We start from the raw sequence: 12780 nt of genomic DNA, 5'->3' as shown, positions 1-12780 counted from the left end.
TATTGATCTTCACCCGGCGAACAACGGCCGATTTTACCGTTGTATCTTTTCGGAGCAAGAACTGAGAAGGGCTTATAAAAATGACTGATGAAAAAACATTATACTTGAGCGCAACAGGGCTTACCAAGGTATTTGGGGCGGGCAGTCAGAAAACAGTGGCCGTTGATCATGTGGATATTGATCTTTACCAGGGGGAAGTTGTTTCCATTGTGGGCGAATCGGGCAGCGGCAAAACCACCTTGGCCAAAATGCTGCTGGGATTAATCAGTGTGACCGAGGGCGATATTTACTTCCAGGGGGGAAAGCGTGATATCAGTACGCACAAGAAAAAAAAGGAATATTGGAAAAATATCCAGGCCATTTTTCAAGATCCCTTCTCCTCATACAACATTTTTAATAAGATCGACACCGTGCTTTTAGATTGTATTGGCATGCGTGGCGGGGGTAAACTTCCAAAGGAAGAAAAAATAGCGATGATGACCGAGGCTTGCAGCTTTGTCAACCTGAAATTTGAGGAATTGACCAACAAATATCCGTTTGAACTTTCCGGTGGGCAGCAGCAGCGATTAATGATTGCCCGCATCTTTTTACTGAAGCCAAAGATTCTGCTGGCCGACGAACCAACCTCAATGATTGATGCCTGTTCGCGCGCCACTATTCTGGACGAACTAATGAAACTGCGTGACGAAGTTGGGATGACGGTTATTTTTATCACCCATGATATTGGCCTGGCCTATTACGTCTCCGACAAGGTATATATTATGGAACATGGAAAATTTGTTGAAAGTGGCCCTCCTGACGAAGTGATTTTGCGTCCCAAAGAGCCTTACACCCAACGCCTGATTGATGATGTGCCCAAAATTTATGAAGAATGGGACCTCTCAACGGTGTAATCCATACCTCTTGAGTTTGGTTTTGAGCGACATAAAGTAAACCAACCAGGTTCTCCCCCAAAAAAGTGGGGGGCTTTGTTCACCCTCACCAATCCTGCCCCTGTTTCATATTTTGTCCAAACTATTACTTCGTGCTATACTCGCCTATTGGCCTTTGCCCGATAAAGCCAATAGCGATAGAAACAAACTATGGCCTCCTGAAACGATACTCCGCAGACCTGCTCTTAATTGGTCAGGTCTGGTCACTGAGTTCACTTCAGTTGGCCTCTTTTATGGATTGGGGCGATGCGCAGAAGGTGGTTGTTAATTTTATTCTTTTTGACCGGCTTGAGCGCGCTGATTTCGGAAATCAGCGCTCGTGGCCCAACTCCGCGTGCGCCCGACAACCCGGCAGTTATGGAAAACCTGGGTGGTTTGGAGTTAGTGCCACGCCATCTGGTGATGGAGTCCGATCAATTTCGTCAGTTTGCCGGGCAGGGCAAACTGGCCCGAGACAACGACGCCTTCTTTTTACCCGTTAACGCCGAAACACCCGAACTCATTAAGATTATCCAACTCGCCGCTATCCGCGCCAACCCATAACCACTTTCAACCAAAACCAATTAGAAATCAGAGATCAGAAGTTGACGCCCACCAACATTCATGCAAAATTTCGCATTTCTCATCTTTTATTTCTAATTCCGGTTCATCCGGCTCAGGTTTTTACACAAGATTAAGGGGCACTTTATGATAATTTCAACAGTTCTTGTTGCGCTTTATTTTATTATCCTCACCAGCATCGCCATGTACGGCTTTAATGCCTTGATTATGTCGGGCCTGTTTCTGTGGCAACGACGCAAACAGGTCAACCCTCCCCCCTCGCCGCAGCCGGGGGAATGGCCCCGGGTGTTGGTGCAACTCCCCATCTTTAACGAGCGTTTTGTGGTAGAGCGGCTCATTGACGCCGCCGCCGCCCTGGATTATCCCGCCGACCGATTATCCATCCAAGTGTTAGACGACTCTACCGATGAGACTCAAACTCTGGCCCGGGCGCGCATCGCTTATCACGCCGCGCGAGGGGTCAACATCACCTACGTGCGTCGGCCAGACCGCGTTGGCTTTAAGGCCGGGGCCATAGCTTACGGCCTGGCCCAAACCGATGAAGAATTCATTGCCATCTTTGATGCCGACTTTAAACCTCAACCCGACTTTTTGCGGCAGGTGATGCCTCACTTTGCCCCCAATGCCCAGGTGGGGATGGTCCAAACCCGCTGGGGCCACCTCAACGCCGAAGCCGGACCGTTTACCCGCGCCCAGGCCCTGGCCCTGGATGGGCATTTTGTTATTGAACAAAACGCGCGGAGCCGGAGCGGCCTATTTTTGAACTTCAACGGCTCCGGCGGCGTTTGGCGCCGGGCCGCCATTGCCGCTGCCGGCGGCTGGCAGTGGGATACCATCTGTGAAGATTTTGACCTGTCTTACCGGGCTCAGTTGGCCGGTTGGAAATTACTATTTCTGCCCCACGTTGTTTGCCCCGCCGAGATTCCGCCCACCCTCACCGCCTACAAACGGCAGCAATTTCGCTGGGCCAAAGGCTCGGTGCAATCACTGCTGAAACTGGGGCCACGCCTGCTGCGTTCGCGCAATTCGGTGTGGCGCAAAACGCAGGCCGTGTTACACATGGGCGGCTATCTGCTCCACCCATTGATGCTGGCCATGATCCTGATTGGCCTGCCCGTCATCTTGACCAACGGCCTGGGCGCGCTGCCTTTGGGTGCGTTGGGCCTGGCCGGATTTGCCCCCCCCATTTTATTTGGCCTCTCCCAGTGGGCCCTCTACCCAGATTGGAAACGTCGTTTTGCTTATTTTCCCTTCCTGGTGCTGCTGGGCGCAGGCGTGGCCCTGAACAATAGCTGGGCTGTTTTTGAGGCTCTCACCGGCCGCAACGCTACCGTTTTTTTACGCACGCCTAAATTCCGGGCCGAAGGGCGTCAAATTAGCCCCGCTCGCCACACCACCTATCACCTCCCCCTCAATTGGACCACCTGGGGTGAACTTTTGATTGCGCTCTATTGCCTGGTAGAAGCCGCTGTGGCCCTCACCCGCGCGCCGGGGTTGACCATCTTTCTTGGCGTATACGCTATTGGCTACCTCTACACCGCGGGCCTGGCCTTGTGGCAGTCGGGGGGTAAAACTCACTTTATTGGTCGCCCGCAGCCAAGCGGCAGTACGCAGTAAAAAATCTAACCGCCGATACAGGCTAAAATTTGGATGACCCAAAAAACTTCCTGGCATAACCTTACTTTCACTTTTATTTTTATCATCAGCCTGACCGCTACCGGCTATTTAGCCCGACAATGGCTGCTGTACCCCTCACCGGTCCCCCCGGCCAACTTTCTTGCTGCTAATAAAGGCTATGGCCTTACCCTTGATTTGACTCAATATCATGACGACACCCTGGCCGATAGCTTAACCTCGCTAGGCGAAGGTGGGCTTTTATGGCTACGCCAGCCCATCGCCTGGGCCAAAATAGAACCTGCGCCCGGCGAATTCAACTGGGCATCCCTGGATCGCGCTTTTACTGCCCTGGCCCAAAACGACCAACCTTTTAAACTTATTGCCGTGCTGCACACCACCCCTGCCTGGGCGCGACCCGCCAATACACCCTCAACCACCCCCCCCACCGAAATCAGCCACTTTGGCCGCTTTGCCCGCGCTTTTGCCGGGCGCTACGGCCGGCAGATTGACTATTACCAAATCTGGCACGAACCCAACCTCAGCGCCAACTGGGGCAACGCCTATGTTGACCCGGCGGCTTATGCCAACCTGCTCCGCGAAGCTGCCCTCAATATTCAGGATGTTGATCCCGCCGCCTTCATTATTACTGCGGCTTTAGCCCCCACCCTGGAACAAGGCCCCCTCAACCTGAACGACGTGACTTACCTGGATCAACTTTACCAAAACAAAGCTAACCGTTGGTTTGACATTGTGGCCGGACAAGCCTATGGTTTTGACTCTGAGCCGGCCGATCCGGCCGACCCCGATCTACTCAACTTCAGCCGGATTGAGTTACTGCGCCAAGTGATGCTCCACCACGACGATCCTGCTCCCCCAATCTGGGCCACGGCCTTTGGCTGGAACGCCCTCCCTGCCGCCTGGACCGGGCGGCTTTCCCCCTGGAAAAGCGATACGCCAGCAGCGCAGGCCCAACGCACCGCCGCCGCCATCCAATACGCCCGGCGCAACTGGCCCTGGCTCGGCCCGATGTTGGCGCTGCGGTGGGATACCACCGGTCTGGCCAACGATGATCCAGCGCAGGGGTTTGCCCTGGTAGAGACGCCCGAAGTTCTGGCAGCCATCCAAACGGCCACGGTCAAAGAAACTATCGCCACGCCGGGCCGTTACCCGGCCAACCATGCCAGCGGGCATTACAGCTCCGGCTGGCGCATGGCTCTGACCCAGGCCGATATTCCCCGCCACCAACCCCGCACCCTCACCATTCCTTTTGAGGGCACGCGCCTGGATTTAACCGTGCAGCGCGGCCCCTATCGCGGCTACCTGTGGGTTACGGTTGACGGTCAACCGGCCCCGGCTCTCCCGCAGGACGAGCAAGGCCGTAGTTACGTGGTGTTGTACGACCCCTTACGCGGCAACGAGGAGGTTACCCTGGGGCAAGGCTCATCCTCCGGCGCTCACGAAGCTATTATTGAAGCCGAAGGCGGTTGGGGGCAGTGGGCCATCAGCGGCTGGACGGTTTACGACGAAGCCGGAACACGCCCTTCATGGGTAGTTTTACTCTTGAGCAGCACTCTGGCTGTGGTCAGCGGCCTGGGCTTAAGCTTGAGTTTTTTTCCGGCGCTGATTAAACTTAGCAAAAAAGGTGGGGCAGTGGCGATAGCGTATTATGCCAAACTCGGCGAGAGCGGCCAGCTTATTTTTACCTTTGCCCTGGCCCTGGCCTTTTATTTTGCGCCCGGGTGGCTGGCCCTGGTCCTACTGCCGCTGCTGGCCCTGGCCCTTTTGCTGCGTCCTGATTTGGGGCTGGTGTTGATTGCCCTCAATGTTTCCTTTTTCCTGGCAACCAAACAGTTACCCGGCCAGCGTTTTTCGCCGGTTGAATTGGCCCTGGCCTTGACCACGTTCGGCTTTATCGGGCGATGGGTTTTTAGCCAAATCACAAATTACAAATTACAAATCCCCAAGCTGAAATCCCTTGATTGGGCGGCCCTAGCCCTGGTGATACTCAGCTACCTGGCCACCCTGGCCGCGCCCAATTTTGGGGTGAGCATGCGCGAGTGGCGGGTGTTGGTTGCGGAATCGGTTCTTTTCTATTTTCTGGTGCGCTTGGGCCGCGATTTTGGGCCATCGGGCGCTAACACTGCTCCGGGCTGGCGCTGGGCCTGGCGGCTGGTTGACGCCTTTGTGGCCGGGGCCGCCCTGCACGCCCTGCTGGCCCTGTACCTCTACTTTTTTACCAACCAATCCATTACCGCCGAGGGCGTGCGCCGGGTGATTGGGCCACTGTACGGCTCACCCAACAACCTCTCTGTGTTTTTAGACCGGGCCTGGCCGGTCCTGTTGGCTGTCGCTTTTTTGCCGGGGTTGCCCCAAGCAAACGAGGCCACGGCAAAAATCAGGCGCTGGCTGTACGGGGCGGGCTTTATGGTGGTCAGTGTGGCCCTCTTTTTGACCTTCTCCAAAGGCGCTTTACTCCTGGGACTGCCCGCCTGCATCGGGCTAATGACTCTGTTTTATGCGCTGCGCCACCATAAACGTTACTGGCGGCGAATGATTATCATCACCATCGGCTGTCTGGCTGTGATTGGCCTGGCCCTACTTCCCCTCAGCCAGACCCAACGCTTCCGCGCCACGTTTGACTTCAACCAGGGCAGCACCGGTTTTTTCCGGCTAAAATTATGGCAAGCCTCCCTGGCAATGCTGCGCGATAACTGGCCCCTGGGCGTCGGCCTGGATAACTTTCTCTATCAATATCGCACGCGCTACATCTTGCCCGCCGCCTGGCAAGAACCCAACCTGAGCCATCCCCATAATATTGTGCTGGATTTTGGCACACGTTTGGGCATGGGGGGCATTATCTTACTGCTATGGCTACAAGTTGCTTTCTGGGCCAACGCCCGGCGGCTGTATCAAAAAACAGCGGCTCCCCTGGTGTTGGGTTTGATGGGCAGTATGGTTGTTTTTCTGAGTCACGGCCTGGTAGATAACGCCTACTTCCTGGTGGACCTGGCTTTTACTTTTTTCCTCACGGTGGGGATCATCCAAAGACTGGGGGAACAGGTTGAAGCCCCGGCCTAACACTTATCTATTTGCCTACTTCATGCTATAATAAACCTGACCTGGAGGAAGCCGCCGCTATTTTTGAAAGGAGGGCAGGCCGTTATGTACACCATCATCGCACTCCTCCCCCCCGATCTGGTCATTGCTTTGGAGCCGCATCGTCAAAAATATAATCCCCTCGCCGGGGTGATCCCCCCCCATATTGCTATCCTTGACCCATTCCGTTTTCCTACCGACGCTCTGCCGATCCTTTATGAACACGTAACCGAAGTGGGAGAAACATATCCTCCGATAAAAGTATCGTTGGCCGGCTGGGATGTTTACGAGCGAGAAGACTATAGAATCCGCCTGCCCATTATTGCCGGCCAGCCGGAATTGATAGGCCTGCACAATGATTTGCTCACCGGCCCCTTGTGTTGTTTGGCCAATCACGAACAAGCCGGCTATTGCCCCCATATCATCGTGGGGCGATTTTCCACACAGGCTGAATTGAAAAAGGCTAGAAAAGATTTAAAGGGATTTGAACCCTTATTCACCTTCAGGATAACCCATGTGGAGCTGTTCCACCGGGATAAGCCAACTCAACCCTGGCGCAAGAAAAAACGTTTTACCCTGGAAGCCACGGTGCTCAGTCCCCCACGAAAGAAAAAGAGGATAAAAATAGAACCATGCGGCTAAAGGGTAGAGTGGGCCTGGTGACCGGCGGCGGTTCCGGCATTGGCGCGGCCATTGCCCAAGCCCTGGCCGCTGAAGGGATTAAAGTAGCCATTGCCGGGCGGCGGGCCGAAAGATTGGCCGAAACCGTAACAGTGATTAAAGCAGCCGGCGGCATCGCCCTGGACATTCCGGCCGATGTTAGCCGGGAGAGTGAAATCACCACGTTGGTGGAAAAGGTTAGGGCGGCCTTTGGCCCTATTGACATCCTGGTCAACAACGCCGGGATGCATGCCCGGCACGTCCCCATTCATGAGCACAAAACAAGCACCTGGGACAAAACAATGGCCCTTAATTTACGCACGCCCTTTTTGCTGGCCCGCGCAGTGATTCCAACCATGCGCCAGCGAAACTACGGCCATATTGTCAATATCAGCTCCATCGCCGGTCTGCACGTATATCCTGAGTCCGGGGCTTATACCATTTCCAAACACGCCCTGAATGCCCTCACCGAGCTACTTCAAGCGGAAAATCAGGCCTACAACATCCACGCTCACGCCGTGTGCCCCGGCCTGGTTGACGCGCCCATGGCCAACAGCCTGCCGACGATCAAAGAAAATATGCTCACCCCGGAGCAGATTGCCGAGCTGGTGCGCTGGTTGGTCACGCAGCCGGACAATGTTAAAATCAGCAACCCCATTTTAATTGATACGATGAAAAATCCGTGGCGTGAGCCGGAATGATCTTTAAAAATTCACCGTACCGGGAGATTAACTTTTTGTGATATGGAATTTAGCCAAAAAGAATTATATCAACTGATCAATATGGCCTCTCGCCCCCTCTGGCTGGTAGGCGCGGATTTGAGTGGGGCTAACTTGAGCCGGGCCAATCTGCAAAATGCAGACTTGGCCTGGGCCAATTTGGCCGGGGCCGACTTGCGCGGAACGGATTTAGAAAACGCCAGTTTGCGCAGCGCCAATCTAACCCAGGCCGACCTGCGCAACGCCAACTTGAAGAACGCCAACCTGGAAGGAGCCAATACGGAAGGGGTCAAATTCAAAGGGGCCGTTATGCCCGACGGCAGCACCCACTACTAACAATTTGCCGGTTTTGGGTGCGCTCACTATTTATCTCTGCTCTACTACTTGTTACTCGGCTACCCTGCTACCCTGTCAACTGCTCTCTCAACCACCAGGCCACTTGCCGGTTAATCTCCGACAGTAGGGTGAGCATAACGTGACTGGCCTTTTTTGCCTGGATGAACGCGGCTTGAGGCGCGGCCTGGTGCATGGCCCGGGCCATTGCGGGGGGAGCAATCTGGTCATAACCACTATAAATCAGTAAAAGGGGTATCTGCTTAAGCCGGCTAATATTTTCCAGCGGCTGCAACAGGCCAAACAGTTCAGCCGTGGTGTGCCGGCTAAAATAACCGCCGCTGCGCCACTCTTGCCAGATTTGTTTAACGCTTGCCTCTCTCAATAGCGATAACACCGGCGATTGGTAAAGTGTGCGCCATAACTCCTGATAGAATAGTGTCCGCCGATAGTGCCGCAAATGTACCGGGGTTTCCAGCACCACCAAAGCATCAAGCAAAGTTCCGGCCCCCGCTTCAGCAGTCCCATTTTCGACCAGACTTTTAATGGCCATCGCGCCGCCTAAACTGATCCCAATCAGCCCAACCCGGGTGACGCCCGGCTGCTGGCGCAAAAATTTAATAACCGCGGGAATAGTGGACAGGCACTGGGGGTAAGCCAGGGAACGATAACGATAATCGCCATGACCGGGCATGTCAATGGTCAGCACCGCCAGCCCTTCGGCCAACAACGCTTTCACCAAACGCCATTTAAAAAAAGTCTTGGTATCGCCCGCGCCGGGAACAATGCAAACTGCCGGACAACCGGCCCTTTTATCTTTTTCCTCAATCCCCTCCCCGCGAGGAGAATTAGCGGGGGACAAAGGCCACAACAGCAAACCGGGGATCATGTTGTCGCCGTCAGGGATTTGCACCGCCCGGCAACCGGCATGGGCGGGGTGATCCGGCGCAAAGAGTAGGTTGGGGTGAGGCGGCGGGGCAATAAACGAACCGCCCGCCAGCAAAATCATCACCGCCAGCGGCCCGGCTATTGGCGTCCACCCCAAAACGCTCCACCTGGCCGGCACTGTCATCGCCCCAACCAGGAGCAATAAAAACCCCAGGCCGTACCCGGCCAGACGATTTGCCCCCACCAGCGAAACTCCTCGCAATCCCCAAGTGGTTGAAATGAGCTGGCCCAAGCCTAAGGTGATCAGGAAAACGGCTAACGCAGTTGGCATAGTTTTCTTATCATACCCGGTTTTATTGACTCAATCAAACCAGAAACCAAATTCATCAAGATTGGCAAGTGATGGTTTCTGAGGTATTATCTTGGCCAGGTGGTATAGCTTTTTGGAAAAAGATTTTGAATTTTTACCGGGTAAGGGCAAGGCATTGTCCTGTCCTTACCCAAAAACATTATCTAAACAACTTATGTTGGCAGAACAAAAAACATCGTCCCACATCGGTTCGCTCAATGAAAAACCGCTACACGCGGCCCTTAAAGAATGGTACGCCCAACCCAACGACCAAGTTGAAGTAGCGGTTGATGGTTTTGTCATTGACCTGGTGCGGGGTGATTTATTGATAGAAATCCAAACCCGCAGTTTTGCCGGTATCAAACAAAAGCTGGCCAAACTGGTAGAACAACACCCCGTCCGGCTGGTCTATCCCATTGCCCAAGAAAAATGGATTGTGAAGTTGAGCGACGATGAAACCAGCCAGGCCAGTCGCCGCAAATCGCCCAAAAGAGGCGCACTGCTGGAGGTTTTTAAAGAGCTGGTCAGTTTTCCTCACTTGCTTCCGCATCCCCACTTTTCTTTGCACGTCCTGCTTATCCAGGAAGAAGAAGTGCGCCGTTTTGACGGCCGGCGTGGCTGGCGCCGGAGAGGCTGGGTAACGCACGAGCGGCGGCTGTTGCACGTTGTTAAACAACAACTTTTTGAAACCCCGGCAGAGTTGCAGGCCCTCCTGCCCGGCGAGTTGGCCGAACCGTTTACTACCGCCGAGCTCGCTTTAGCGACCGGCCAACCCCGCTGGCTGGCGCAAAAGATGGCCTATTGTTTACGCCAAATGGGCACGATTGAAGCGATAGGGAAACGCGGCAAGGCTGTGCTGTATACCCAAATCATCTGAAACCTTCCTTTCGCCAAGAAGCAGATAAAGCGGTGTTGCTATCGCTCCCAAAAATGCTATAATACCAGTGGCACATCTTGTGTAGAATTTATGTTCTTACACTAAATGTAGCAAAACAACGTTGGAGGCTACAATGGAAGTTGGAATTGTCCGCCAGGTAGATATTGACCAGCAAATGCAGGAAGCCTACCTGGATTATGCCATGAGCGTGATTGTGTCGCGCGCTCTGCCCGATGTGCGCGACGGTTTAAAGCCCGTGCATCGGCGCATCCTGTACGCCATGCACGATATGGGGTTACGCCCCACCCAACCCTACAAAAAGAGCGCCCGCATTGTGGGCGAGGTGCTGGGTAAATACCATCCCCACGGCGATGCGGCGGTGTATGAGGCCATGGTGCGCATGGCCCAAGATTTTTCTATGCGCGCTCCGCTGGTGGACGGCCAGGGTAACTTTGGTTCCATTGACGGTGACCCTCCCGCCGCCATGCGCTATACCGAGGCCAGGCAGTTTCCCCTAACCCTGGAAATGATGGCCGACATAGAAAAAGACACCGTTGACTTTGTAGACAACTTTGATAGCAGCCTGGTAGAGCCTAAAATCCTGCCTACCCGCCTACCAAACTTCCTGGTCAACGGCGCAGCCGGGATTGCCGTGGGCATGGCCACCAGCGTGCCCCCGCACAATCTGGACGAGGTTTGCGATGCCCTAATTTTTATACTGGACCGGATGATGCGGAACAAAGACGTGACGATAGATGAACTGCTAAAATACATCAAAGGCCCTGATTTTCCAACCGGCGGCGTAATCTACCGCTATGCCAGTAAAAACGGTGCCGACGAAGAAAGTGACTTGATCCGGTCGGCGTATGCCACCGGCCGGGGGCGGATTACCGTGCAGGCCAAAGTACACGTGGAAGAGATGAGCCGCAATCGCAACCGCCTGGTCATCACCGAGCTGCCCTACCAAACCAACAAGGCCAGCCTCGCCGAAAAAATCGCGGATTTGGCCCGCGACGGCAAAATTGAGGGACTGACCGACCTGCGCGACGAATCAGACCGGCAGGGCATGCGGCTGGTCATTGAATTGACCCGCACGGTAGAGCCGATGGCCGTTTTGAAGCAGCTTTTCAAAATGACCGCCCTCCAGATAACCTTTAGCATCAACATGCTGGCCTTGGTTGACGGTGAGCCACGCCTGCTCCCGCTTAAACGTTCCCTCCAACTCTTCATTGAGCATCGCCAGGAGATCATCACCCGGCGCAGCCAATACGAGCTGAACCAGGCCAAAAACCGCGCCCACATTCTGGAAGGGTTGCGCGTGGCCCTGGACAACCTGGATGAAGTTATTCAGACCATTCGCAGTTCCCGGACCGTAGACACTGCCAAAGCAAACTTGCGCAAAAAGTTCAAATTGAGCGAAATCCAGGTGTCTGCCATTTTGGACATGCCCCTGCGCCGGCTGGCCGCATTGGAGCGCAAGAAAATTGAAACCGAGTACAAGGAAGTCTTACAGTGCATCAAATACCTGGAAAAGCTACTCAAAACACCCAAACAGATTCTGGGCGTTATTAAAGAAGAACTGGCCGACTTAAAAACTCAATACGGCACGCCCCGCCGCACTGTCATCATTGACCAAGAGACGAACGGCGACAAACTGGTTACGGCCGGAGATTTGCTGCCCGATGAAGAGGTGGTGGTGTGCATCAGCCAGAGCGGGCAGATTTGCCGTTGGCCCGCCGGAAATGGCCTGGAACCGGCCCGGGGCCGGCAAAAAGACCCGCTGGTTGTGGCCACGCCGGCCCATACCCGCGATACCCTTTACCTGTTCACCGAGGATGGCCGCGCCGTGATTATCCCAATGCACCAGATACCCCAAGGCCAAACCCCAGGCGAGGGAGCCAATGTTGGCGAATTCAGCTCCGGCGCTCTCAAACCCGTTGTGGCGGGCCTGGCTCTGCCCCATACCGACGAACCGGAGGGGTATCTTTTCCTGGTATCCCGCCTGGGGCGGGTCAAACGCATCACCTTGAGCGATTTGGTTGCCGTGCGGGGCAACGAGGCCATAGTAATGGGCCTTGAAAAGGGCGACACGTTGCTGATGGCCTTTAGCACCGGGGGCAAAGACGAAGTAATGCTGGCCAGCGCCAAAGGCCAGGCCATCCGCTTTGCCGAGGAAGAGGTCCGGCCTATGGGTTTACCGGCCACTGGCGTATGGGGAATGAAACTGGCCAAAGGCGATGAATTGGCCGGGGCCGGGCCGGTCAAACCCCGCGGCGACCTGATTGTGATCACCCAACAGGGTCTGGGCAAACGCATGGCCTTGAGCCAATACCCCACGCAGGGCCGCTACGGCCAGGGCGTCATTGCCATGTCCCTGACCAAAGCCGCCGGTCCCATTGCGGTGGCCGCTACCGCCAACGCATCCGACCGGGTGATGATGATTTCTCAAAAAGGCAATAACAAAACCATCTACGCGAAGGCCCTGCCCAAACTGAACCGCAACCAAAAAGGGCAAGAGTTAATGGCCATCAGGGGCAAAGACCAGATGGCTCGCCTGGTGGTGTTGACGCAGTAAATAACTAAGTTCACACCGGGCAGAATATCAGGACATTTGAAAACCACAAAGGCCAGTCTGATAGCTGGCCCTTGTGGTTTTATTTTATTATTCTTGTGGATTTGAAGCTAACTTACAAACGGCACCAGATGCCACGGAAATGCTCCAATGACTGGGAACAGGAGGTGAATCCG

At 54.7% G+C, this 12780-nt stretch carries 10 protein-coding genes; 9 read left to right on the top strand and 1 reads right to left on the bottom strand.

What is annotated here, in order from left to right:
* The first annotated feature begins 80 nt into the window (after positions 1–80).
* The 7 genes from JW953_06225 (at position 81) to JW953_06195 (ending at position 7921) form a co-directional block, all read left to right on the top strand.
* Complete coding sequence (locus JW953_06225) at positions 81–893, top strand: ABC transporter ATP-binding protein (GenBank protein MBN1992281.1); 813 nt, start codon at positions 81–83, stop codon at positions 891–893.
* Positions 894–1178: 285 nt separating this feature from the next.
* Positions 1179–1475 carry a hypothetical protein gene (locus tag JW953_06220; GenBank protein MBN1992280.1) on the top strand — a complete coding sequence of 99 codons (297 nt, stop codon included), beginning with the start codon at positions 1179–1181 and terminating at the stop codon, positions 1473–1475.
* 144 nt (positions 1476–1619) lie between these two features.
* Positions 1620–3110 (top strand): glycosyltransferase, encoded by a 1491-nt coding sequence (locus JW953_06215; GenBank protein MBN1992279.1) that lies wholly within the window; start codon positions 1620–1622, stop codon positions 3108–3110.
* A gap of 33 nt (positions 3111–3143) precedes the next feature.
* A complete protein-coding gene (locus JW953_06210) occupies positions 3144–6188 on the top strand; it encodes an O-antigen ligase family protein (GenBank protein ID MBN1992278.1) in 3045 nt (1014 codons plus the stop codon).
* 84 nt (positions 6189–6272) lie between these two features.
* Positions 6273–6848: a 2'-5' RNA ligase family protein gene (locus JW953_06205; GenBank protein ID MBN1992277.1), complete on the top strand. Its 576-nt coding sequence runs from the start codon at positions 6273–6275 to the stop codon at positions 6846–6848.
* Positions 6839–7567: an SDR family oxidoreductase gene (locus JW953_06200; GenBank protein ID MBN1992276.1), complete on the top strand. Its 729-nt coding sequence runs from the start codon at positions 6839–6841 to the stop codon at positions 7565–7567. The genes JW953_06205 and JW953_06200 overlap by 10 nt, the downstream gene beginning before the upstream one ends.
* 42 nt (positions 7568–7609) lie before the next feature.
* Positions 7610–7921, top strand: a complete 312-nt coding sequence (locus JW953_06195) for a pentapeptide repeat-containing protein (GenBank protein ID MBN1992275.1) — start codon at positions 7610–7612, stop codon at positions 7919–7921.
* A 67-nt stretch (positions 7922–7988) separates the two neighbouring features.
* Here JW953_06195 and JW953_06190 read toward each other — a convergent pair whose 3' ends face one another.
* Entirely contained in the window at positions 7989–9137 is a 1149-nt protein-coding gene (locus JW953_06190; GenBank protein ID MBN1992274.1) for an alpha/beta fold hydrolase, read from the bottom strand.
* 193 nt (positions 9138–9330) lie between these two features.
* On the opposite strand from JW953_06190, the gene JW953_06185 reads away from it, so the two are divergent.
* Positions 9331–10032: a hypothetical protein gene (locus JW953_06185; protein MBN1992273.1), complete on the top strand. Its 702-nt coding sequence runs from the start codon at positions 9331–9333 to the stop codon at positions 10030–10032.
* 133 nt (positions 10033–10165) lie between these two features.
* Complete coding sequence (gene gyrA, locus JW953_06180; GenBank protein ID MBN1992272.1) at positions 10166–12607, top strand: DNA gyrase subunit A; 2442 nt, start codon at positions 10166–10168, stop codon at positions 12605–12607.
* Positions 12608–12780: the final 173 nt, after the last annotated feature.

This window comes from Anaerolineae bacterium (genome assembly GCA_016931895.1).
In the GTDB taxonomy this organism is placed as follows: Bacteria; Chloroflexota; Anaerolineae; order 4572-78; family J111; genus JAFGNV01.
The sequence above is the reverse complement of the archived record's forward strand: the minus strand, read 5'-3'. Positions and strand labels throughout refer to the sequence as shown.

What these genes read in the sequence shown, in the direction of transcription:
- JW953_06195 (MBN1992275.1), top strand. Translation starts at nt 7,610, where the DNA reads ATGGAATTTAGCCAAAAAGAATTATATCAACTGATCAATATGGCCTCT.
- JW953_06185 (MBN1992273.1), top strand. Translation starts at nt 9,331, where the DNA reads ATGTTGGCAGAACAAAAAACATCGTCCCACATCGGTTCGCTCAATGAA.
- JW953_06190 (MBN1992274.1), bottom strand. Translation starts at nt 9,137, where the DNA reads ATGCCAACTGCGTTAGCCGTTTTCCTGATCACCTTAGGCTTGGGCCAG.
- JW953_06215 (MBN1992279.1), top strand. Translation starts at nt 1,620, where the DNA reads ATGATAATTTCAACAGTTCTTGTTGCGCTTTATTTTATTATCCTCACC.
- gyrA (MBN1992272.1), top strand. Translation starts at nt 10,166, where the DNA reads ATGGAAGTTGGAATTGTCCGCCAGGTAGATATTGACCAGCAAATGCAG.
- JW953_06205 (MBN1992277.1), top strand. Translation starts at nt 6,273, where the DNA reads ATGTACACCATCATCGCACTCCTCCCCCCCGATCTGGTCATTGCTTTG.
- JW953_06225 (MBN1992281.1), top strand. Translation starts at nt 81, where the DNA reads ATGACTGATGAAAAAACATTATACTTGAGCGCAACAGGGCTTACCAAG.
- JW953_06220 (MBN1992280.1), top strand. Translation starts at nt 1,179, where the DNA reads ATGCGCAGAAGGTGGTTGTTAATTTTATTCTTTTTGACCGGCTTGAGC.
- JW953_06210 (MBN1992278.1), top strand. Translation starts at nt 3,144, where the DNA reads ATGACCCAAAAAACTTCCTGGCATAACCTTACTTTCACTTTTATTTTT.
- JW953_06200 (MBN1992276.1), top strand. Translation starts at nt 6,839, where the DNA reads ATGCGGCTAAAGGGTAGAGTGGGCCTGGTGACCGGCGGCGGTTCCGGC.